The sequence below is a fragment of the Alteribacillus sp. YIM 98480 genome (assembly GCF_009765375.1).
Classification (GTDB): Bacteria; Bacillota; Bacilli; order Bacillales; family Marinococcaceae; genus Alteribacillus.
The window spans coordinates 52833-76431 of sequence record NZ_VTOK01000004.1 but is presented as its reverse complement, the minus strand read 5'-3'; the positions used below and the strand labels follow the sequence as shown (position 1 = coordinate 76431).

22 protein-coding genes are annotated in these 23599 nt (G+C 34.9%); all 22 read right to left on the bottom strand.

What is annotated here, in order from left to right:
• Positions 1–200: 200 nt before the first annotated feature.
• The gene (galU, locus tag FZF09_RS06475) at positions 201–1088 is read right to left on the bottom strand and encodes a UTP--glucose-1-phosphate uridylyltransferase GalU (RefSeq protein WP_158735771.1); all 888 of its coding nucleotides are present in this window, start codon (positions 1086–1088) and stop codon (positions 201–203) included.
• Positions 1089–1150: 62 nt separating this feature from the next.
• Positions 1151–2206, bottom strand: a complete 1056-nt coding sequence (locus FZF09_RS06470; protein ID WP_158735770.1) for a GDP-mannose 4,6-dehydratase — start codon at positions 2204–2206, stop codon at positions 1151–1153.
• A gap of 255 nt (positions 2207–2461) precedes the next feature.
• Positions 2462–3898, bottom strand: a complete 1437-nt coding sequence (locus FZF09_RS06465; protein ID WP_158735769.1) for a hypothetical protein — start codon at positions 3896–3898, stop codon at positions 2462–2464.
• Positions 3899–3971: 73 nt separating this feature from the next.
• Positions 3972–5324, bottom strand: a complete 1353-nt coding sequence (locus FZF09_RS06460; protein WP_158735768.1) for an oligosaccharide flippase family protein — start codon at positions 5322–5324, stop codon at positions 3972–3974.
• Between the two features lie 91 nt (positions 5325–5415).
• The gene (locus FZF09_RS06455; protein WP_158735767.1) at positions 5416–6519 is read right to left on the bottom strand and encodes a polysaccharide pyruvyl transferase family protein; all 1104 of its coding nucleotides are present in this window, start codon (positions 6517–6519) and stop codon (positions 5416–5418) included.
• A gap of 42 nt (positions 6520–6561) precedes the next feature.
• Entirely contained in the window at positions 6562–7539 is a 978-nt protein-coding gene (locus FZF09_RS06450) for a glycosyltransferase family 2 protein (RefSeq protein WP_158735766.1), read from the bottom strand.
• A 115-nt stretch (positions 7540–7654) separates the two neighbouring features.
• Positions 7655–7873, bottom strand: a complete 219-nt coding sequence (locus FZF09_RS06445) for a hypothetical protein (RefSeq protein WP_158735765.1) — start codon at positions 7871–7873, stop codon at positions 7655–7657.
• 82 nt (positions 7874–7955) lie between these two features.
• Positions 7956–8888 carry a hypothetical protein gene (locus tag FZF09_RS06440; protein ID WP_158735764.1) on the bottom strand — a complete coding sequence of 311 codons (933 nt, stop codon included), beginning with the start codon at positions 8886–8888 and terminating at the stop codon, positions 7956–7958.
• A 36-nt stretch (positions 8889–8924) separates the two neighbouring features.
• A complete protein-coding gene (locus FZF09_RS06435; protein WP_158735763.1) occupies positions 8925–10025 on the bottom strand; it encodes a glycosyltransferase in 1101 nt (366 codons plus the stop codon).
• 114 nt (positions 10026–10139) lie between these two features.
• A complete protein-coding gene (locus tag FZF09_RS06430; RefSeq protein ID WP_255450431.1) occupies positions 10140–11141 on the bottom strand; it encodes an EpsG family protein in 1002 nt (333 codons plus the stop codon).
• Between the two features lie 164 nt (positions 11142–11305).
• Positions 11306–12511, bottom strand: coding sequence for a glycosyltransferase (locus tag FZF09_RS06425; RefSeq protein WP_158735761.1), 1206 nt, complete (start codon positions 12509–12511; stop codon positions 11306–11308).
• A gap of 40 nt (positions 12512–12551) precedes the next feature.
• Complete coding sequence (locus tag FZF09_RS06420; protein WP_158735760.1) at positions 12552–13718, bottom strand: glycosyltransferase family 2 protein; 1167 nt, start codon at positions 13716–13718, stop codon at positions 12552–12554.
• Between the two features lie 20 nt (positions 13719–13738).
• On the bottom strand, positions 13739–14359 hold the full coding sequence (locus FZF09_RS06415; protein WP_158735759.1) for an acetyltransferase: 621 nt from the start codon (positions 14357–14359) through the stop codon (positions 13739–13741).
• Positions 14328–14999, bottom strand: a complete 672-nt coding sequence (locus tag FZF09_RS06410) for a sugar transferase (protein WP_304503057.1) — start codon at positions 14997–14999, stop codon at positions 14328–14330. Before FZF09_RS06410 ends, FZF09_RS06415 begins: the two co-directional genes overlap by 32 nt.
• A 5-nt stretch (positions 15000–15004) precedes the next feature.
• Positions 15005–16114, bottom strand: a complete 1110-nt coding sequence (locus FZF09_RS06405; protein ID WP_158735758.1) for a DegT/DnrJ/EryC1/StrS family aminotransferase — start codon at positions 16112–16114, stop codon at positions 15005–15007.
• 151 nt (positions 16115–16265) lie between these two features.
• Positions 16266–17150 carry a UTP--glucose-1-phosphate uridylyltransferase GalU gene (galU, locus tag FZF09_RS06400; protein ID WP_158735757.1) on the bottom strand — a complete coding sequence of 295 codons (885 nt, stop codon included), beginning with the start codon at positions 17148–17150 and terminating at the stop codon, positions 16266–16268.
• A 19-nt stretch (positions 17151–17169) separates the two neighbouring features.
• Positions 17170–18987, bottom strand: a complete 1818-nt coding sequence (locus FZF09_RS06395; RefSeq protein WP_158735756.1) for a polysaccharide biosynthesis protein — start codon at positions 18985–18987, stop codon at positions 17170–17172.
• Between the two features lie 552 nt (positions 18988–19539).
• Complete coding sequence (locus FZF09_RS06390; RefSeq protein ID WP_158735755.1) at positions 19540–20442, bottom strand: LCP family glycopolymer transferase; 903 nt, start codon at positions 20440–20442, stop codon at positions 19540–19542.
• 20 nt (positions 20443–20462) lie between these two features.
• The gene (locus FZF09_RS06385) at positions 20463–21167 is read right to left on the bottom strand and encodes a CpsD/CapB family tyrosine-protein kinase (RefSeq protein ID WP_233269420.1); all 705 of its coding nucleotides are present in this window, start codon (positions 21165–21167) and stop codon (positions 20463–20465) included.
• Between the two features lie 19 nt (positions 21168–21186).
• Entirely contained in the window at positions 21187–21912 is a 726-nt protein-coding gene (locus tag FZF09_RS06380) for a YveK family protein (RefSeq protein ID WP_158735753.1), read from the bottom strand.
• Between the two features lie 239 nt (positions 21913–22151).
• Entirely contained in the window at positions 22152–22916 is a 765-nt protein-coding gene (locus tag FZF09_RS06375; protein ID WP_158735752.1) for a tyrosine-protein phosphatase, read from the bottom strand.
• A 217-nt stretch (positions 22917–23133) separates the two neighbouring features.
• Positions 23134–23268, bottom strand: a complete 135-nt coding sequence (locus tag FZF09_RS22985; protein ID WP_255450391.1) for a hypothetical protein — start codon at positions 23266–23268, stop codon at positions 23134–23136.
• Positions 23269–23599 lie beyond the last annotated feature (331 nt).

Here is a 23599-nt window from a genome sequence, read left to right as displayed (position 1 = left end):
TATTATTCAACCCCTTGTTCATCGTAAAAAAACTACTCGAGGCCAGATTCGTAAATAGGAGAAGTGACTTTCCTTACGTTCTTTACTTTCGTTTCATCCACATTGATATAGTGAAGTGTGTAACCGACTTCTAAGAGTCACACCGGTCACCAGCCCAACATAACAGGTACCTGCGACGGTATGTTCGTTGTTATCGTTCCTTATCCTTTCACAAGCTGCTGTCCGAGTACTTGTTGAATATAGTTCTTTACGTCGTCTTGTAAATCATCGCGCTGCAAAGCAAAGTCTACCGTTGCTTTCACAAAGCCAAATTTATCTCCAACGTCATAACGTTCACCTGTAAATTCACAGGCAAGAACCACTTGCTGCTGATTCAACTCTTTTATCGCATCCGTGAGCTGAATTTCATTACCAGCACCTGGTGGAAGGGAATCCAAAATGTCAAAAATCTCCGGCCGAAGTACGTAGCGTCCCATTATCGCGTAATTGGACGGAGCATGAGCTAGATCCGGCTTTTCCACGAGATCTTGGACGTGAACAATCCCTTCCTGAACAGGAGATCCTTTTGGCTCGACAATGCCATATTTTGACACATCTTCATCCGCCACTTGCTGCACACCCACAACCGATGACGAAAACCGTTCATACGTATCCATCAGCTGACGCAAGCACGGCGTTTCCGAGCGTACAATATCATCGCCCAACAACACCGCAAACGGTTCATCTCCAATAAAACGACTCGCGCACTGAATCGCGTGCCCGAGCCCTTTTGGTTCCTTTTGACGAATATAATGAATGTTAGCCATCGACGAAATACTTACAATCTCATCGAGGATATCCATCTTTTGTTTCTTTAAAAGCGTTTCTTCCAATTCATACGACTTATCAAAATGATCCTCAATCGTACGCTTGCCGCGTCCAGTGACAATAATAATATCTTCAATCCCCGACACTATCGCTTCTTCAACAATGTACTGAATGGTTGGCTTGTCCACAATCGGCAGCATTTCCTTCGGCTGAGCCTTGGACGCCGGTAAAAAACGAGTACCAAGACCAGCCGCTGGAATAACTGCTTTTTTAACTGTCAAGTTAAAGCCCCCTTTTATACATAAAAAACTTTTCTTCACTGGAAAGAAGTAATAATAACGTTCTATTTACTTTGTGAGTTATCAAACGTCTGCTTTTTGTTAAGCTCATAATAGTTCACATACCAGTTTGCAAATTTCTGTAAACCTTCTTTAATAGATGTTTTTGGTTTATATCCCACCGCTTCCTGTAATAATTCAGTTGACGCGTAAGTTGCGGGTACATCTCCTGGTTTAATAGGCTCAAATACTTTTTCAAATAGTACCTCTCTACCTAAAGCATAACTCAAACTTTTTTCTAAAGTTTCAATAAATGTCATTAACTTTTCCGGATTGTTATTTCCAATGTTGAATACTTTATGTTGAACATCACTCATAGGAGGGTTATTTAATAGGCATTCAATTCCTTCAACAATGTCATCAATATAAGTGAAGTCACGATAAAGGTCATTTTCAAAATCACCGTTATTAAAAATCTTAATTGATTTACCTGCAAAATGCTTATCCGTAAATCCAAAGTAAGCCATGTCTGGTCGTCCCATAGGACCATAAACTGTAAAAAACCGCAAGCCAGTTGCTGGGATTTTATAAAGGTGGCTATAAGTGTGTGCCATCAATTCATTTGATTTTTTTGTTGAAGCATATAGGGAAACTGGATTGTCCACAAAATCGGTTTCCTCAAATGGTATCTTTTTATTCGATCCATAAACTGAACTAGATGATGCGTAAACAAGATGATCCACTGGGTAATTTCTACAAGCCTCTAGAATGTTGTAAAAACCAATGATATTGCTTTGAATATATACATCTGGATTCTCAATTGAATAACGTACTCCAGCTTGAGCAGCAAGATTTACTACAATATTAGGCCTGTATTCTTCAAAAATTTTACTAATTATAGTTTTGTCCGAGATATCATTTTTGATAAAGGTAAACTTTTTATAGGGCTTAAGTTTCTCTAAACGAGTATGTTTAAGATTCACGTCATAGAAATCATTAATATTATCAACACCTATCACTTGGCAGCCTCGCTCTAATAGTTTTTTACATAAGTAAAATCCAATGAAACCAGCTGCTCCTGTGATCAGTAACTTTTTACTTGTAAGAGTTTTATAATTCAAGGTTCTTCGGCTCCTTTGTACCTTCTTACCTGTAGATTGTCTTTAAAATGGAGTAATATCTCAATCCTACTTCTTTCATCTGTTTATCTTCACAAATTTTTCTACTATCATGTACAGGCATAGTTCTCATCAAACTTTGTATGATTAAGATGTCTACACTTTGAAATTCAATGGTAGCTTCCCCGGCTTTACTATAATGATTATGAACTAAATAACTGCTTTTAGAATAGGTGGGATTGTTCTTTGTATACAAACTTATTTTATAATCTTTTCTATAAATTTATATGCTAAAGTAAGGTCTGTTTCCTTTATATCTTTAAATTCTTCAGTTATTTTCTTATCTACATACAATAAAGGATATCTTCCTTTAATTCCTGTATTCATATCCCCTTTAATATCTTTTAAAGATTTTATTGGACCATAGTTCTCATTTGCTTCAACAAACTTGCCGCGACCAACAAAGAAAACAGAATCAGGATGATCTATCCATATATCAGGTAATGTTTTATTGTAACGAGCCGTTCGGTGTTCTCTTCTATATGGTCTAGCAACTAGCATATGTTTTTTTGCGTTATTATTGTTGTTAAATTTTTCCACTATATCATTAACCATTCTATCAATTTCTTCCTGACCATGGACAGGGCCACCGAATCTTTCATTATCATTAATATATATACCACTTACATAATTTGAGCCAAAAGCATAATCCTTACTATAATCAATAATACTAGATTTAGTTGGGATATTCATTCCACGTTTAATTTTATTTTTAAAATCAGCAGGTATAGCTTTCTTAATTTGTGTGAATAAGGATTTGTTTACAGAATCAATTTTCTTTTTATGCTGTAAGCCTATTTCTTGTAAAAAGCTGTTTACATTAACTCTATGTAAATACGGAGATTGACTATGATCAGAGACAATCATTACCTTATCTGCTTTAATATTGTTTATTAATATCCCTAATGATTTATCAAAATCTTTGTATAACTTAACGATTCTTTGTTGAAAGTCATTTTGAGGAATACCATGGTTTTTTATTAATTCTTCTATTTCACTCATCGCCAAATAGTTAATTCTGCAGGTACCCATATAAGCTATAAATCCAAAGTCAACATCATACTTCTTGTTTAAATGTATAAATGCTTCTGTTCTTCTTTCTATCATTTTTGTAAGTCTATTAAAAAATACCTCTTTGTTTCGAATTCCTGATTGTTTAAATCGTGTATCAAATATATATTTAATTTGCGCTAATTCCATTGATACTGATTCTGGATAACATGCTCCCTTGGGAACTTCGTCTGAACCACTTAACAGCCCTCCTCCTGCTCCAGAAACAAAAAAGCCATTTACTTCTGGTGCGGGATTGGTTGAGGGCACGTTCATGAAGCCACAAGATTTTCCACAGTCGTTTATAAGTTTCCAAAGAGGTTTAACGTTATTTATATTTTCATGTTCTTTAGAACCAAATGATTGAGTAAATCCATATGTTCCATCAAGTTTTGGTTTTTCATAAAAGGCACCACTTTCCATACCAGGCTGTCCATTTAGAATTTCTGCCCATCCTCTACTCCATAAATCACTAGTTACTTTAAACCCTTTAAGATCATTTAGTAATTTATGTAGATTAGGCAATTCTAAAGATTCAATAATTCTCTTGTCTCCACCATCAATTCCAATTACTAACGTTTCCATTATTTTCCCCCTAATTGGACTTACATTTTATACTCTATAATCATTTATTTTTATAAATCTCTTGCTTTCAAAACTAATTAAATATCCACAGTCTCAAAATAGCTGTTAAAGTCAGCATCATATAAATATTAAATATTATATGAATCAAGTATTTTATCCATGAAACACCCATTACTTTAAATAGATTACAATAATATATTATGTTGATTGTGATGAATAAAGAGGACATTAATATTAAAGCAATGAATATATCATTAAAAACATATCTACCTACTGTAGCTCCAATAATATAAGCGACAACCTGCACACAATTAGAGATCATTGCATATTTTTGTTTACCTATTGTTATTGATACACCTCGAGTGGTAAAAGTTAAAAACATAAAAAAGTACTGAATTGATAAGATTTGGATGAAATACCCAGCTATCTCCCAATCAGTTCCTAAAATTGTCACAACTATGATATCACCAAGTGACATTAATATGAACATTGGCAAAAAGCCAATCTTCATAGCAGTGGTAATCGTTTTATAAACATAATCACCTATATTTTTTCCCTCTCTATACATTACCGAAGTAGTTTGAAAAAACACTCGCCCTAACGAATTTGCAATTAACTTAATAGGAAGTTGAAGCAATCTTACTGTTATAGAATAATACCCTAACATCCCAACCCCCCATAGAGTTGAAATTAATAGCTGCGGTAACTGATTCTTAAAACTTACTAGTATATTTGTTGGTAACTGAAATACAACAAACTTTCGATTTGTTGTAACAACATCCCTATAGTCCTGAACATTTAGAGTAAACATATTTTTAGGTAAAAATCGTTTCATATGAATCAGTGTTGCAATTTGACCTAAAATACTAGCAATAAAATAACCATACTTTACAAATCCCATTAAACCTAGACTAATTCCCACTGCTCCCAGAATTATTCCAGATATAAGTGGATTTTTCATTAAAATATTATACCTTTCATTGCGGTTAAGCCAGGTATAACAAACATGAATTTGCTTTGAAGTGAAGGTTGATATCACGACAAATGAAAATAAAAACAATACATTCACTTCTAGTTTTGGTAAAAAAATACCATGGTAAAATACTATTAAAATTCCAGTAAATAAGCTTATTGGTGCAACAATTGATGATATAACTTTATATATTTTAATTACTCTTTTCTCACTATCTTCTGTCATGATAGCATTTGTTAAACCTAAATCTGAAAACGAGTTGATAATTATAGAAATTGCACTTAATAGAGCCAAAGTACCAAATACTTCAGCGCCGTATATCCTTGTAAATATTGGCAATGTAATCAAAGAGATTCCTTGAGCTAAGAAGGTTCCAGTTAAAATTTTCGCTACATTCTTCTTATTTTTTGATAGTTTTTTTATAATTTTTAACTTTAATTTTTGAATCATCATTCTATCTGTTCTTTCTATAAAATTCTTTGCAAAACAAGTTCTGTATTATTCTGATATTTAAAACTTCCAAAGATAATAATTTTATTTTCTATTACTCCTTATTCAAAGATTCCACCAAGAATTTAAGAGATTTTTCCTTTTCTTGTTTTAGTAACATATTTGGTAAAGTATAGTCTATATTAAATTTTATGATTTCATTAGCATCTTCCCTTTTATTGATTAATCTTTTTTCCAAATTTAATAATTCAAGTAAATTATTCATCCTTGAACCAGTTACTTTATGAGGAATTGTTATAAAATTCTTATTGAAAATAATAGAAAAAGTTGTACCATGGAAAGAATTTGTTACAATATACTCAGCATTTTTAATTAGTTGCACAAATTCAACTGGTCCTATTCCTTTTAAGTGTTGAAAACCATATTTGTTGTTTTTGAAAGAATCATGAATTAATAAAACCTTCAAACCTTTCTTTTTTGAAACTAACTCGGCAGTCTTTAATACTTCTTCGTTAGTTGACACCATATAAACCAAAATATATTTTTCATTTCTTGTTTTTGCATTCTGTTTTATTACATTATTCCAAATGGTTATGTCCGCTAATAAAGTTGGGTCTAATACCCTATGTACATGTTTATCTGTAATTTTATTTAAGATATTTACAGCACTATGTTCCCTAACAGAAATATTATCTATATTATTAATATTTTTTTTAATGTGATTAATTTCTTTTAAGCTTAATTTATCATTTCCGATACTTGCAGCATAGGATATCTTTTTAGTTTTTTCATTACAAAAGTCTAAAAAGAAAATACTATCACCTTTTGTAATATCAAAATTCCACACTTGATCGCTTCCAATTATAAATGAGTCAAACTCTTTAATATCTTCAGGTTTATGATAAACTGAATCTGATAAATTCATATAATCGTTTCTAAATCTATTAAACTTGATCTTTTTAGTGATATTGGTTTTTAAAGTTAAAAGTGTTAATATCAAACTCTTAATCAGTATAGTAGGATTTTTTGTATTAATTTTAATTAATTTATAATTTTTGATAATATATGACATCTTATAGTCTACAACTTGCACATTCCAGTTATTATTAATTCTTTGAATACTTTCCTTTAATGCATATGCTTGTAATACAGCTCCATAATTATCCGCATCATGAAATGTTAATATGCCTATTTTCATAGTTTTGTATCATCCTTGTGTTAATAATTTACTATAAATAAATTAAAGTTTTACAATCTTTACATAATGATAAAGACATGGACATAAACTGAATAACCATAATGATATAATTGTTTTCTTTTGATAAGATATTACTTCAAATTTATTTCTCTTAATAATTGAATAATAATATCTGTAATCTGTAAGTAATTCTTTAGTAATTTTTAATTTGTTTGGATTGTTTGAACTTTTTACTTGAAAATAAAATTTGCGTATGTAATTTAATATATATAAAGCAACAAATGGACATAATTCTGAAAATCGTTCTTCGTGAAATTTATATATTTCTTTTCCAGCTTTAATTGTGTCCAATCTTGATAATGAAAACTCTCGATTCACTGCACTTTGACCGTTAAGCCTATAGTTGTAATAACAACCAGATATGCTTATCTTCTTGTTACACTTATAATGGACTTTTACGTTTACCACATAGTCTTCACTATAGTCTAGATGAGGAAACCGTATACCATTAAAAAGAGACCTTCTATATAATTTATTCCAATTATAATTTGTAGTATTTTTTTTAGTAACATAGTTGTAACTGCATTCATAATTACCGTAAATAATGTTATTTTCTAATTTGTATTTCTTTTGTATTTTTTTTGCTGAATCAGTTATATAAAAGCCACATTCCGCAATGTCTGCATTATAATTTTTAGTGGCACAAAGTAACCTCTCATACATATCTTTTTCTAAATAATCATCACTATCAACAAAGCCTACATAATCTCCAGTGGCATACTTAAGACCACAGTTTCGGGAAGAAGAAACACCTCCGTTTGGTTTATCAATAAATATAATTCTATTATCTCTATCTGAATAATATTTGCAAATTTCCCAAGACTTATCTGTTGACCCATCATTTATAAGCAATATTTCAAGATTTTTATAGGTTTGTTCTATAACACTTTTTAGACATTCTGCTAGATAGTCTTCACTATTATAAATCGGTATAATAATAGTAATTTTGGGCTGTGTCATAATGTGAAATCACTCTCTTTCTATGGTGGACCCATTTTTCATGTTATGATAGATATCAACGCATATAAGAACAACAAATATCATTACATATATGCGAATAAGTGTATATTTTACTTTAAAAAACTTCAAAGTACAAAACGTTCTTATCGTAAAAAAGACAATATATGAAAAAGCTGCAGATAGAAGCTCCTATAGCTCCATGATTAGGATCGAGCAACCAGTTAATATTGACACCTACAATCACTAAATGCAAATTTGCTTTCTTATAGAAATTAATACCTACTAGTTGTTTCCGAACTCGTGTAAAATATTGGATGATTACTAAAAATCGCATAGTGACAGCCGCCTGGTAATTCGACCCTAGCAATATAACTAGTACAGGATTATTAATTGTTATAAATGTATGTACAAAATTGTTACTTGTCGAAATCAACATTATATTTATCTAATATTGCCTTCAACTGCAAATCATTTTTGTTTTCATTAACATTCAACTGAGCTAATGATTCTTTTTGACTTGAATTTATTTTAAAAGGAACACTAGTAAATTCTGCAGTCTTAACTACTTTTGTATTGTTTTTTAATGACATGATTTTAAGCCATAAGTCATCTGCGTGAAAACAAAGCTCTTTAATGTCTCGTTTATTAAAAACTTCATTATGAACTGAATTTGGTGGATACAATATACCGCTAACACCTGTAGGACAAAGTAACTTTGATGGTTCATTTAAACTTAGAGGGTTTTGAACCCATTCAGAATAGGGAGCAGGATCGTTATTTTTAAGTTTTTTGATTAAATGTGCTCTATTACAACAAATACAGTCAGGGAATCTTTCATGTAAATTTATTAGTATTTTTAAAGTGTTTCTAGGATAAATAATATCATCATCCACGGTTATTATTATTTCTTCGGGATACTCTTGAAAAGCATAATAATATTTTTTATGTGATCTTAAATCATCACAAAATCTTATCTCTAAACCTCTTTTTTGCTGCTTTAAAAGTTTGTGGGGAACACTCTTAATTCCATTAAATTGCTCTTTCGCTAACCAAAGTATTATTTTGTCAGGCTTATACGATTGTCTTAATAGAGATTCTATTGAAATCCAAACTACATTAATTCTTGCCGGAAAAGTTGTTAAAGAAACAATTATCTTTTTCTCTCTCTTTTTACTCGTATTAATGCCTATAATGTTTTTGTAAAATGGTAATCTGTAATAGCCTTTCACATAAAAGTTTGCAGCTTTGCTAAGGATATTAGATATAAAATTATACAATTTCTTCAAAAATTTGGCATTGCACTTTTGTCTTCTAAGGGAAAAATAGAATTTATAAAGAATGTTTAACATATATTTCGTTACTCCTAATTAAATTATTTAAAAGTTTCAAGTAATCATGAATAACTGTTCATATTCTTTTACTATGTTTTTAGCATTAAAATCATCTGCACGCATTAATCCTACATTGGAATAGTATTTTCTCATCTCTTCATTGCTCAACAATTGAGTAATTTCTTTTGCTAATAATTCATAATTACCAACTGGTACTAAAATACCGTATTTATTATTTTTTATTATTTCTGCTGGTCCAGACTTGCATTCAGTCGAAATTACAGGTGTACCTGTTGCCATTGCCTCAACGATTACATGTCCAAAACCTTCCCATTTGGAACTTAGTGCAAATACATCCGCACCCTTCATATATTTATAAGGGTTTTTGTTGAACCCTAAGAAAACAATCCTATCATTTATACCTAACTTTTTACTCAAGTCCTTTAAATCATTTTCTAAAGGCCCTTTCCCAAGAATTAGTAATTTAGCATTAACTTCCTTTGAAACTAAATTAAAAGCTTCTATTAACGTATAAAAATCTTTTTGTTCTACCAACCTACCTACAGCAATTATTAATTTCTCACCGTTAACTTTATCTGTATCTTCCACCATTTCTTGACTTATTTTTTTTATTTTTTCAACCTCAATTGGATTATAGATCACTTCTATCTTTTTATTATTTATATGAAAGTTTTTATATAAATCCTCTTTTACACCCTTGGATAATGCAATAACTTTATTAGATACAAAATTATATAAAATATAAGTAACTAATTTATTTAGCTTTGAGGATTTACCTGACTGTGTTCGGTTATTAGTCTCCCTTACAAAAGTAGGAATTTTTTTTAAAGTAAATATTTTGGCTAACAGTAATATAATATTATTATTATTGAGAGTACTAAATAATAAATCTGGTTTTTCTTCTTTAATAGATTTTTTTAATTTTAACAAACAGTATCTAAGTCGATCACAATTTAAATATTTAACTTTAATATCTTTTGAAACAAAATCTATATAATCATTATTTTTTTTTGAACCTAGAACTAAAACTACTTCAAAGCTTTCCCTTTCGAGATTATTTATTATATTTACTACAGTTCGTTCAGCACCTCCACCAGTGAGAGAATGCATAAAAAACAATATTTTTTTTTTCATTTTCAAATCCCCTTCTATATCACTGTTGAATAAACGGTTATATAATCTCCAATAATAAAGTAAGCAGACTCCAAATTATAGATTTTTAAATATTCATTATAAAGCCTTTATGAATTATTCCCAAAAGAATTCAAATGGTACAAATAAATCATAATTATCAACAAAATTTATATATCCTCTTAACGTCACTACGATTAAAATAATTGCTGCAAATAAAAATTTTATATATTTATTATTTATAAACTTAAACAAATATGGAACTAAAAAAATTTGAGTCATTAAAAATCCCATTGTAAGTCTTGAATTTATTAGGGCTAAATTAAAAAATAAGAAGAAAAATATCGTCCCCCAATAATATGTCTTAGCAATTATAAGTGCTTTCTTATCTTTAAATTGTTTAAATTTATCGAAAAACCAAACTACTAAAACGGAATTAATTAAAATATAAAGAAATCCTAAATAACCTCCCCCCTGTCTAACTGTATATTCAGAATCCGAATATAGTGATAATCTTTTAAGATCTAAAAAATCAATTGAACTAATAAATTGACTTTTCCCAATTAAATTGTAATATATATATTCAACAATACCTAATTGACCAATAATTACAGCTAAAACTATGCAGAAGTACATAACCTTTTTTGATAAATTTATTTTGTTTAAGAATAAAAAAACTAAGAAAAAAAGTGCTGAAGCATGGAATGTAGCCCCTATTATAACGATGATTACAAAAATTTTTTTTTCATTTTTATTTAAATATTTTAGAGCAAGTAATAAAAACAAAACAGCCAATGATTGTCTTATTTTCCCCATATTATTCCCTAAAAAATAAAATGCATAATACATGTAAAGAGAAACATAAGGATTAACCGAGAAATATCTAATGGTAATAATTAATATCAATATTGATATTGCTGAATATACTATAAGAAATAAACTATAATTTCCAAAATATGAAACTACTAAACTTAATAAGCTGTACCCTGGTTCCTTAAAATCATGAACAGACACACTTCCACTTGCTATTTTGTGAAAGAATCTTTCGTGATCTTCATTATCGTATCCTACGTTTATAGATCTGAATCCGCTCATTATCAACAAAATAACAATCGCAATAACAAAAAAACAGCTACAATTTTTTTTGTATCTTTTATTGTACTAAATACCGAGACTAAATAACCTTTTAAAAACAATAAAGAATATACATCCAAAGAATTATCCTCCTACTAAACTTAACAATAAAAATAGATAAAAGTATTATAATGACAAAAATTAAAAATTTATTTTGGAACCTGATTCTTTATTTCTTTCCAATTATTTATATAATTTTTAGCTAATTTTTTTATGTCAAAATTATTCGTTATATGACTAAATCCTTTTTTTATTATTTCTTCCTTATTACTTTTATTTACAAATACCTTATCTATAATTTCATGTATTTTATTTGGATATTCCAAATTCACTACATATCCACTTTTACCATCTTCAACCAACTCTTCAATTCCAGGTGTTTCAGTCACTATACACAAACACTTTGCTAACATAGCTTCTTTAACAACATTCGGTAACCTTTCTGATTGTTTTTTAGAAAGTAACATAAAAACTTCTGCCTTCTTCATTTCTTCAAATAAAATTTCTTGATTAACATGTCCTTTGAATGTTACAACGCTTGATAAATTTAATAATTTTACCATTTCTTCTAATTCAGGTCTTTTATTTCCATCTCCCAGTATAACAAGAGTTGAATCTGGATATTTTAAATTAATATCAGCAAAAATGTTTATTACTTTGTCTACACCTTTAGATTCAATTAATCTACTAGCACATACTATACGTCGTTTTTCTTTCCTAGGATTTTCCTCTATTTTAAAATTCCCCAAATTAACTCCTCTATATGATACTATTATATTCTGTGGATTAACTCCTAACTCCATAATCCAGGGTACATTGTATTTAGCATGAGTAAAAACAACCTTTGCATCTCTTGCTACTATACCACTTCCATTATAATTCATTTCAAGATCATAAGCTCCTAAAAACATTGTTAATTTAGAGTTGGAACAATATTTCTCTACTAAATATCCAACTATTGAAGGTAGATGCCCCCAAAACAAATGAACAATGTCCGGTTTTTCCTTTTTAATAGTTTTTATTATATCTAATGATCTTGGTATTAAAATAATACTTTTTAGTAAATGTATTTTGTTATTAATATTATTTTTAACAATCCAGGAAAACAAGTCTAATAAAATACTAATTCTCATCATCCCAAAACAAATACCATTTATAACACTCAGTAAATTACTATGAGTAATGCGTATATTTTCTAAGCTTCTTTCACTTGTTAATTTCGTCGTACCTTTTATTTTTTTTCTAAGAGAATGGACTGATACATCAGTACCTTTTTCATGATAAGATAGGACATCATGTGCGGCAAATGTTTCTGACTTGGCTGGGAATATCATTGTTATTATAAATATTTTCATACTCCACCTTCTTTAATTTATTATAACTATTGGGTAATTTTCACCTTGTACTCTCAGCCTTTTCCCAAAACGGCTTCGCCTTTCCAGTTAATATGTTATAAACACCAACCCATTGTGCACTTATTGTGACACAATAATAATATATTAAAGTTAAATATTTATTATTTGTTTTTATTATTGCTCTAACTAGGGCTAGTAAATAAAACATTACCTGACCAACAAATGCCATCAAATAAAACCATGACTCTGAAATCAGCAAACAGTTAGAAATTAATACTAAAAAATGTGAAATCCAAAGTAAGTACCTACATGTCCTATGACCAAAATAAAAGTAAGAAAACCACTTATACTTAAATATGTTTAGTATCCTTGCGTCGGGTAAAATATATTTTAGAATAATCCTATTCATTCTTACCTTACGGCCAAATTCATCTTCAATTACTTCTCCGGCTTTCTCATAAGCTATAGCATCATGATTCGCAATTGCCCTTTTACCTTGAACTGCATATAATGGCGGCATTGCACTATCATGACATTCAATAGGATTGAATTCATAATAATCTACTGTCCTACACGCATATAATGCCCCGTTCCCAGCTGTTATAGTTTGAATTCTTCCTTCTATTTCACGAATAGTCATATCACTATCCCAGTAGCTTGCTTCAGCACTACTTACATCACTAGACTCCTGATTTATGATAGACAACCTTCCTGAAACATAAGCAATATCTTCTGATGTAAAGGTTGCCATCAGTTCTTTAACAGACTCTTTATCCATTATAGAATTCGCATCAGTCATTACAAGATACTCTGTTGTAACAGTTTTTTGAGCTTCATTTTGTGCATTTGTTTTTCCTTTACGAGATTTAACTTCATATAGACGAATATTTCTATCTGGGTTTTGTTCTATAAAGTTCCTAACGATTTCATTAGTTTTATCAGTGCTATTATCAGATGCAATCAAGAACTCTATTTTACCTTTCGGATAATTTAATCCCAATATGTTATTTAGCTTATCTTGTATTACTTTTTCTTCATTATGGGCAACCACCATTACAGTTACTGATGGTTTATAAGAATAGTCTTTTTCAATTTTGCGTCTCTTGTAAACTTTCCCTATAAATTTTAAAGATAGCGGGTAACCAATCATTGCCCATACAATAATAAATCCACTTAAATAAAATAGAATTTTAAAAATTAGATCCATGAGAGATTTCTCCCTTATATTTAATCTTTTTTCCTTGCTGGAACACCAATATAAATTCCAGTCTCGCTTGTATCTCTAACTACTACTGCTCCTGCACCAATTTCACAGCCACTTGTAATACTTATGTTATTACTTATGACGCTACCAATCCCTAACCACGATCCTTGTCCAACTTTTACCGTTCCAGCTAAATGTGCACCTGGTGATATATGAACAAAATCTTCAATTAAATTATCATGATCTATCGTGGAACCAGTATTGATAATACATCCTTTTCCTATTTTGGTGCAGCAATTAATGACTACTCCAGCCATAATCACTGTTCCTGACTCTATCCTAACTTCTTCTCCTATAACTGCATTCGGGTGAATTAACGTAGTTATACTTGCACCTTCAGCTTCAAGTTTTTCCTGCACCTTTTCTCGTATAGCATTATTACCGATAGCTACAAAAATATCGCAATGATTCACATGTGTAAGAGCATCATTTGATCTCCCAATAACTTCTATCCCCATGGATAATTTAATACTTTCATGATCATCTAGAAAAGCAATACTTTCCCATTTATTCATTTTTAGTGCAACGTCAGCCACTACTTTCCCATGGCCACTAGCTCCAACTATTAGAAGTTTGTTTTTCATTGTTACATTCCGTCCTTTGATTACCTTTAAAGGGTTCCACAGTTGCAGCGGTTTCCGAATTGATACCTTCCTTTACAAAAACCTTTTTTAACGTTAGAAATATAGTCTTCAAATCCCCTATGAAACTTACATTATCTACATACTCTACATCGAGATTAAATTTATCTTCCCAGCTGATTGCATTCCTACCATTTATCTGCGCTAAACCTGATAAACCAGGTCTAACTTCATGGCGACGTTTTTGATGATCATTATAAAGAGGCAGGTATTGTACCAATAATGGTCTAGGCCCAATGATAGACATGTCACCTTTAAGAATATTAAGGAGTTCTGGCAGCTCATCAAGAGATGTAGCACGCAGGAGTTCACCAAACTTCGTCAATCTAACACTATCCGGTAATAACTCTCCATTTTTATCTCTTTCATCTTTCATCGTTCTAAACTTATACATTATAAATATCTTTTCATTCAGACCTGGCCGTTCTTGTTTAAACAACACCGGACTTCCTAATTTTTCTCTTACTAAGATAGCTACTAATATAATAACTGGACTGAGAGCTATAATAGCTATCAAGGTTAATATTAAATCCATCGGTCTCTTTATAAATCTTCTATAAATACCAATTTTAGAATGCTCCATTTAACTCACCATAATCCTTTTATAATCTCTACAACTCTCTTCAAATCTCCTTCCGTCATCTTCGTATCAGAAGGTAAACAAACTCCATTCTCAAACAACTTTTCCGACACATCCGTTCCTACAAAATCATATTTCTCAAAAAACGGTTGCATATGCATTGGCTTCCATATTGGCCTAGCTTCAATATTTTCATTTTCAAGAGCTTTCATCATATCAAGTGGTCTCACTTCCTCACTCAACGTCAAACAACTTAACCAATAATTGGATTCATCCCACTTATTACTCGGCATGAACTGAACCCCGTTAAGTCCACCAAGTTCTCTTTTATAACACTCAAAGATATATCGTTTTTTCTTAACTCTCTGATCTAATACCTTAAGCTGCCCTCTACCAATACCAGCAACGACATTGCTCATACGATAATTGAACCCCAATTCGCTATGCTGATAGTGCCTTGCCGTATCCCGAGACTGAGTCGCCCAAAATCGAGCTTTATCAATCCTCTCTTCATTGTCGGAAACGAGCATTCCACCACCGGAAGTAGTGATGATCTTATTCCCATTAAATGAGAAGATACCATAATCACCAAAGGTTCCAGTATGCTTTCCTTTATAGTAAGTTCCAAGAGATTCCGCAGCATCTTCTATTAAAATAACATCATGTTTCTTACACAGTTCTACTATTTTATCCATGTCTGCAGACAAACCATAAAGATGTACAACAATCACTGCCTTCACTTCTGGATACTTCTTGAAAGCCTCTTCTAATGCTTTTGGGCACATGTTCCAAGTTATATAATCACTATCTATAAATACAGGTATGGCATTTTGATAGATAATGGGATTAGCTGTCGCTGAGAATGTAAGTGTCGGACAGAACACGATATCTCCTTCACCTACTCCAGCTGCTCTTAGTGCTAAATGAATAGCAGCAGTTCCAGAGGATAATGCTGCTGCAGCATTAGAACCAACTTTAGTCGTTAGTTCATTTTCAAATTCATTCACATTTTCTCCAAGCGGGGCAATCCAGTTCGTATCAAAAGCTTCCTTAACATATTCCATTTCATAACCCTCATCACTCATATGAGGCGATGAGAGGAATATCCGATCTCCCATTTTTAAAAACTTCCTTCCTCTATGGAGTCATTTAGTTGCTTAGTACTTAACTGGAATTCTATCCAACCAACTACTAAACTACTAATGATCTCTTACGAAAAAAAGATCCCTTAAAGCAAAATAGAAGTCTGCTTTAAGGGATAGTCTATTTTTATTTTACAAGCTCCTTATCAAGAACTTCTTCTACATATTTTTTTACATCTTCTCGCAAGTCGTTCCGCTCAAGAGCAAAATCAATGGTTGCTTTAATAAATCCTAACTTGTCTCCAACATCATAACGTTCTCCGGAGAATTCACAGGCAAGCACAGCCTGCTGTTGATTGAGCTGTTTAATTGCATCCGTCAGCTGGATTTCATTGCCTGCCCCGGGTGGCAAGGTTTCGAGAACATTAAAGATTTCTGGTCGCAGTACATAACGGCCCATAATTGCAAAGTTAGATGGAGCATTGATAACATCCGGCTTTTCAACAAGGTCCTGTACATGAACGACACCGTTCTGGATTGGCTCTCCTTTTGGTGCTACAATGCCATATTTCGACACATCTTCATCCGGAACCTGCTGTACCCCAACCACTGACGAAGAATAGCGCTCGTACACATCGATGAGTTGACGCAGACATGGCTGCTCTGCTTGTACGATATCATCACCTAACAGGACAGCAAATGGCTCGTTCCCAACAAATTGTCTGGCACAGTGAATAGCATGTCCGAGTCCTTTCGGTTCTTTTTGGCGGATATAATGTATATTTGCAAGGGATGAGATGCGCTGGACTACATCAAGCATCTCCATTTTTTGATTCTTTATTAGTGTTTCTTCTAGCTCATAGGATTTATCAAAATGATCTTCAATTGCACGTTTACCACGTCCAGATACAATGATAATATCTTCGATTCCGGACTCAATTGCTTCTTCGACAATATATTGAATGGTTGGCTTGTCCACGATGGGAAGCATTTCTTTTGGCTGTGCTTTTGTAGCTGGTAAGAAGCGAGTCCCCAAGCCTGCTGCTGGAATAATAGCCTTTCTTACTTTCATAGCCTTTCCCCCAAGCACTTTAACTCATTTTGGTTAGTGTATATTCTTCCGTTTTAAAATTTGCTATGTTTATTAAATTATCTCGTAATTCTATCGATGTTAGTACAGGATAGTTATTCACCACACCGCTGTAGAATTGTTCTTGAACTTCCGGTGTCTTCCCGATATGAATTTTTGGGTGAATTTGTTCGGGATACACTTCATCGTCTTTCAGCAGTTCTTCAAACATTTTTTCTCCTGGTCGTATTCCTGCAAATTCAATCCCAATTTCATCCACACTGTATCCTGATAATTTAATAAGATTCTTGGCAAGGTCGACGATTTTCACTGGCTCCCCCATATCGAGAACGAAAATCTCTCCGCCTCTAGCCAGAGCTCCAGCTTGGATGACAAGCCTTGACGCTTCTGGTATTGTCATAAAGTACCTTTCCATGTCGGGGTGTGTGACAGTAACCGGGCCGCCGTTTTGGATTTGTTTTTTAAATAATGGAATCACACTGCCGCGGCTGCCGAGTACATTTCCAAATCGTACAGAAACAAATTTGGTGGTGCTTGTCTTGTCCATGTGCTGGACGACCATTTCCGCAAGCCGTTTGGTAGCGCCCATCACACTTGTTGGATTGACGGCTTTGTCACTTGAGACCATCACAAATGTTTCTGTTCCGTTTTCGTCTGCGGCTTCGGCAACATTTTTTGTTCCAATGACATTGTTTTTCACGGCTTCTTCTGGATTTCGTTCCATCAGCGGTACGTGTTTGTGTGCGGCGGCGTGAAAGACTACGTCTGGTCGTTCTCGTTCGAAGACGATTTGCATTTTTTCTTTGTCTTTTACGTCTGATATTTCTGTGATCAATTCGGTAAGTAGGTCTTTTTGTTTCAGTTCTATTTCTATGTCATAGATGCTGTTTTCGCCATGCCCGAGTAAAATGAGTCTTTCTGGTTCAAAGTCGGCAATTTGACGGCAAATCTCTGAACCTATTGATCCGCCGGCACCTGTTACAAGCACGGTCTTTCCCGTGATAGTGTCAGAGATTTCGTCAATATCAAGTTCTACTGGCTCCCGGCCGAGCAGGTCTTCTACTTCGACATCGCGGAACTGCTTGACCGAAACTTTTCCGGATAGGAGGTCTTCCATCATTGGCAGGATCTGTGTTCGTATGTTTGTTTTCTGGCACTGTTCATAAATGCGCTGTAATTCTTGCTTTTTCAACGATGGAATAGCAATGACAATATGTTCAACTTCTAAGTTTTCCACAATGAGCTCTATGTCATCTACCGGGCCGGCTACAGGGACACCCATGATTTCAAGATGCTGCTTTGTGATATCGTCATCCGCGAAAGCGACTGGCAGCAGCTCACTTTCTAAGCTCTGCAGCATTTGCCTTGTGACCATCGTTCCGGCGTGACCAGCGCCTACGATTAATGTCCGTTTTTTATTTTTGTTCGGTTTTATGTAATTATCCCGGTACATTCTCCAAGCGAATCTGGATCCGCCGATTAATAGAATGTGCAGCATCCAGGTGATGGTAAGGGTTCGGATATGCAGAGCATCGAACACCACCACTTGCATTGCAGCTGTTGTTAAGATTGATAACGTAACACCTTTAAATATTTCTGTCAGTTCATTAATGCTGGCATATTGCCAGACTCTTTTGTATAGCTTAAAAATGTACGCAAAAATATGATGAGAAATCACTAAAGTGAACGAGCTGGCGAAAATAATTGCAGATCCAACGTATGACGTATTATAAATAAGAAAGCCCCCGATAAAAACTGCGATCATCACAATAAAAGTGTCCATTCCCATCAACGTTAATAACCGTTTTCCGTAAGTCATTGGAACCCCCTCTTTTTTACTTTTTCTCCCCAAAATAAAATTCGTATATTCTCACTTGAAAGAACGTTCTCTCACCATTCTCTCAAGAGAAAATACACTCACCCATATTAAATTTTCTTGCGTGATTTGTATTTTCTTTAGTATAATGAAAGCACTTTCACTTTTGATGTGTAAGGCATTCAACCTTTCCTCACACCGCACCAGTGGCGACGGGCGCCTAAGGAGTGCGTCTGCAGGGTCCCACAGCACGGCCGAGTGTTCGTTGTGATAGAGGTCCTACGAACAATAACCTTTCAACTAGTAAATATGTATATGACGTGAATATTTACATCGCAATATTCTACATTAAATTTTATTACTCAACAATATAAATAGAGATGAAATATATGACAATTTTCCTTGTTATTTATCCCATCTGGTTCTATATTCCTACTTTAAGCAAAATCAACTATTTTTCGAAAGCTCTATACTGTTATCTGCCAACCATTTTACCATATTTTCTCAATGAGTTGGGTGCTGTTTTTCATTAAAAACAACACCCATTCTTTTTTACTAGAATGCGGTAATCATCTTGTGTACTTTTTCAATTTCTTCCTCTGGCACGATCAAATAATAGATATCGTCGATTCGTGTCCCTTCTCCGGTCATTTGATAGGTTTCGATATTTTCTCGTGCGCTTCGATAATTCATTGCTAAATCTGTCATGTTTTCAAATGACATATTCGTGCGGACGTTATCTCCCATTACTTGGAGAATCTCCATATAATTGTTCATTCCTGATAGACTGGCGCCTTTTTCGATCATTCCTTGGATGACTTGACGCTGCCGTTGGTTGCGGCCTACGTCTCCATCTGGATCATTTTTTCTCATTCGTACGAAACGTAATGCTTCGTCGCCGGTTAATTCAATCGTGCCTTCTTCAAATTCTTTTCCGTTTTGTTCGAAAGCAAAGTCGTTTTCTACTTCAATGCCGCCGACCGCATCGACCATTTGCGCCAGGCCTTCCATGTTCATGTCCACATAATAATCAAGTTCAATATCTAGAAAGGATTCGACGGTGTCCAGTGCCATGTCGGTTCCGCCAAACGCATACGCGTGATTGATCTTATCTTCATTCCCTGTGCCTTCTATGACCGTTCTCGTATCTCTTGGAATGCTGATTAATTGCATGCTGTCTTTATTAGGGTCGAGCGTCATCACAATCATGGTGTCTGAGCGGCCGCTGTCACCGTCTCGTTCATCAACACCTAACAACAGGATGTTGATCGTCTCTTGTTCTTCTACTTTTCGTTCGGTACGTTCGTAATCAATTGTCTCCACCGGGTCGTTCATGTTTGTATCTACGGTTTGTTTGACATTGTCATAGATATAATAGCCGTACGCTCCGCCTCCGATAAGCAGCAGCAAAGCGATCACAAGCACTATTTTAAGAAGCCGACGCTTTTTTCTTCTCATATTCTTCTCCAGCCTTTACGTTATTCTCCGTAATAAGTATAGTATTTGTTCTCTCTAATGTCTTGGTCATTTAGCACCACACCTAAAATATTGGCATGGGCTTGCTGCAGCAAGTCGCGTGCTTTCTCGGCTGCTTCGACTTCGGTTTGTTTGCTGCGAACGACAAGCACAACACCATCTACTTCGTTTGATAGAATTTGTGTATCGGTGACCGCTAAAAGCGGAGGTGTGTCAAAAATGACGAGATCAAACAGGTCATTTGCTTCTGACATCATCTGCTTCATTTTGGTGGAAGCTAACAGTTCCGACGGGTTCGGAGGGACAGGCCCGCTTGGCAAAACGTATAAATGATCGATGCCGCTTTGCTGTACGGTACTGTTTAAATCGATGTCGTTCACTAAATAACTGCTTAATCCCGTTGTATTGTTTATTTGAAACGTATAATGGACCGTCGGCTTTCTTAAATCCGCGTCAACGAGCAGGACCTTCTTTCCTTGCTGTGCAAATACCGCTGCTACGTTGGCTGAGGTAAGTGATTTTCCTTCTGATGGACCTGGGGAAGTAATCAAGAAAGATTGCAGCTCTTTATCAACTGACGCGAATTGCAAGTTTGTCCTGATGGTACGGTATTGTTCTGCAATGGGCGAGCGCGGATTCTCATGAGCAATAATCGTCCGCTTTTCCAATGCGTTCTTATGCTTATTCTTTTTCCGTTTTAGTCTCAACCGTCTTTCTCCTCTCTTCCTAACTGATATGTTGTGACTCGAACTTTCCTGCTGGTGCATCACTGTCTTTCATGGTGGAAATGCTTCCCATAATAGGAAGTGTCAGCGAGCCTTCAATGTCTTCTTCGTTTTTAATTGTGCTGTCCATAAATTCTAGTAAAAATGCTAGACCGATCCCTGCCATTGCACCGACTACCATAGCTATTGCTATATTCAATAGAGGCTGCGGGCTTACAGGAGATTCATCTGGCGATACTTTCGCTTCTGAGAGCACATTGACATTGTCTACGTTCATTAAGGACGGAATTTCGGCTTGGAATGTTTTAACGGTAGCATTTGCCATTTCTGCTGCTGCGTGGGGACTTTCATCTGTAACGGTTACGGTCACTACTTGTGAGTTTTCTTCACTGGAGACTTGAATCTTTTGGGCAAGTTTTTCAGGTGTTACGTGTAAATTATGATCGTCAATCACTTGTTCGAGAACGGCCGGGCTTTTAATAATCACGTTATATGTATTAATGAGCTCTACACTTGTTTGTATATCGTTTCCATCGTATATATTATTTGGCATTTCCTCATCTGATTGATTGACGATGAATTGACTCGTCGATTCATAGGTTGGTGTTAATAGAAAAAAGGTAACCGCTGCGCTAATCATTACGGCACCGACTGTTACAGCGATAATTAAAAGCAGCCGCTTTTTTAAGACGTCTGCTATTTCTTTTAATGAAATCGTCTCTTCCATGGTGCGCCTCCTGCTTGTCATTAATCAAATGTCATGCGTCATTATAACACAAATGAGGTCGTGAATTTCCCGCCAACCCCGCGATTGGTGCTATTTTCATGCATAGTAATTTCGTCCGTTTCACCCTGTTTTTGGTAATTATTAGCCTTTTTTATGTATAGATTACGAGCCGTTAGGTGTAACCTCATAACGAATAAAGCGGCAGCCTGCACCTTTGTGCATGACTGCCGCTTGAATTTCTAAAAAATGCCGAGAAACTTTTTCTTTTTCACCTGCTGGGGCGGTTCGGGGTAAATAGTTTCATTGTCTATGATGCGCTCGGCATTCTCCATTAAATAGAAGACTTCTTCTTCTCCTCTTTTCGCCTGAATCGACTGGTAGGCTGTACTAAGGTCAAACGTCCTCCTATTCACATCATGGGCATCACTTGCGATCACGTGCACCATGTGATGGTCTAGCAGAAGTTCAGCACATTGCCGTGTTTTTTTCGGTACTTTTTTCGTAAAGCTATCCGCTGTCACCTGTGTGAGCGCTCCGGCTTGCAGCAGCTCATACAATTTGTTTGGATGCTCCGCGAATGTTTTGTTCCGCTCGGGATGAACGATAATGGGCATGTACCCTTCCACCTGCAGATCAAAAAACAGCCGGTTCGCGTAATGCGGTACTTGGACGCTTGGAAATTCTACTAATACGTAGCGGCTCTTATGAACGGGGATGGCTGTGCCTTGTTTTAATTCATCGACCAGCTCTCCTGTTAAGCGATTCTCCTGGCCAGGCAGTACCGTTACATCGATCTCGTGCTCTTTTATATGGCTATTGAGGTCTTCTACGAGTTGAGGAATGGCATTTCCATCGTTGTCAAATGCCCCATTTCGATGGTGCGGTGTTGCGACAATCGTATGTATACCGTCTGCTTCTGCCGCTCTAGCAAGGTCGAGGCTGTCTTCGAGCGTCTTGGCACCATCATCGATTCCCGGCAGAATGTGGCAATGGAGATCTATCATGGTAAATGGCCACACCTTTCTATCATCTTGTTATTAGTTACATCTTAGCATCCATTTTACATGAATGCTATAAGAAAAGCGTAAGCGCCCTGGTCAGCCGCGACAGGTTCTGGAGCTTTCGCGCAGGGTCGCCTGCGGCCCGGAGTCGAAAGGGAAGAAACCCCGAGCGGCTGGGCGCTGAAGCTAGACATCAAAAACGCCAACTATTTATAATCTCTCACCTTTTAAGAAAAGCGCCAGCGCCTTGCTCACGAGCGACAAGTCCTGGAGGGTCGGCATATGGAAAGCTGATCTTTGCTTTCCATTGACGAACCGAAGGAATCTCGAGCGAGTAGGCGCTTGCGCTAGACATGTAAAACGCCACATATTTATCATTTCTTACCTTTTAAAGAAAAGCGCAAGCGCCCTGGTCAGCCGCGACAGGTTCTGGAGCTTTCGCGCAGGGTCGCCTGCGGCCCGGAGTCGAAAGGGAAGAAACCCCGAGCGGCTGGGCGCTGAAGCTAGACATCAAAAACGCCAACTATTTATCATTTCTTACCTTTTAAAAAAAGCGCCAGCGCCTTAAAAGAAGGAAGTTCGGCTACGAGCGTCACGTCCTGTGACAACGCCGAACTGACTCCCATCCTGGGAGCCCGCGACAGGTTCTGGAGCTTTCGCGCAGGGTCGCCTGCGGCCCGGAGTCG

Coding starts and splice junctions, on each gene's coding strand:
- galU (WP_158735757.1), bottom strand. CDS start 17,150: ATGAAAGTAAGAAAGGCTATTATTCCAGCAGCAGGCTTGGGGACTCGC.
- FZF09_RS06440 (WP_158735764.1), bottom strand. CDS start 8,888: ATGTTAAACATTCTTTATAAATTCTATTTTTCCCTTAGAAGACAAAAG.
- FZF09_RS22985 (WP_255450391.1), bottom strand. CDS start 23,268: ATGTCTAGCGCAAGCGCCTACTCGCTCGAGATTCCTTCGGTTCGTCAA.
- FZF09_RS06425 (WP_158735761.1), bottom strand. CDS start 12,511: ATGAAAATATTTATAATAACAATGATATTCCCAGCCAAGTCAGAAACA.
- FZF09_RS06375 (WP_158735752.1), bottom strand. CDS start 22,916: ATGATAGATCTCCATTGCCACATTCTGCCGGGAATCGATGATGGTGCC.
- FZF09_RS06405 (WP_158735758.1), bottom strand. CDS start 16,114: ATGGGAGATCGGATATTCCTCTCATCGCCTCATATGAGTGATGAGGGT.
- FZF09_RS06465 (WP_158735769.1), bottom strand. CDS start 3,898: ATGGAAACGTTAGTAATTGGAATTGATGGTGGAGACAAGAGAATTATT.
- FZF09_RS06420 (WP_158735760.1), bottom strand. CDS start 13,718: ATGGATCTAATTTTTAAAATTCTATTTTATTTAAGTGGATTTATTATT.
- FZF09_RS06395 (WP_158735756.1), bottom strand. CDS start 18,987: ATGACTTACGGAAAACGGTTATTAACGTTGATGGGAATGGACACTTTT.
- FZF09_RS06415 (WP_158735759.1), bottom strand. CDS start 14,359: ATGAAAAACAAACTTCTAATAGTTGGAGCTAGTGGCCATGGGAAAGTA.
- FZF09_RS06450 (WP_158735766.1), bottom strand. CDS start 7,539: ATGACACAGCCCAAAATTACTATTATTATACCGATTTATAATAGTGAA.
- FZF09_RS06380 (WP_158735753.1), bottom strand. CDS start 21,912: ATGGAAGAGACGATTTCATTAAAAGAAATAGCAGACGTCTTAAAAAAG.
- FZF09_RS06455 (WP_158735767.1), bottom strand. CDS start 6,519: ATGAAAATAGGCATATTAACATTTCATGATGCGGATAATTATGGAGCT.
- FZF09_RS06410 (WP_304503057.1), bottom strand. CDS start 14,999: ATGGAGCATTCTAAAATTGGTATTTATAGAAGATTTATAAAGAGACCG.
- FZF09_RS06445 (WP_158735765.1), bottom strand. CDS start 7,873: ATGCGATTTTTAGTAATCATCCAATATTTTACACGAGTTCGGAAACAA.
- FZF09_RS06390 (WP_158735755.1), bottom strand. CDS start 20,442: ATGAGAAGAAAAAAGCGTCGGCTTCTTAAAATAGTGCTTGTGATCGCT.
- FZF09_RS06460 (WP_158735768.1), bottom strand. CDS start 5,324: ATGATGATTCAAAAATTAAAGTTAAAAATTATAAAAAAACTATCAAAA.
- FZF09_RS06435 (WP_158735763.1), bottom strand. CDS start 10,025: ATGAAAAAAAAAATATTGTTTTTTATGCATTCTCTCACTGGTGGAGGT.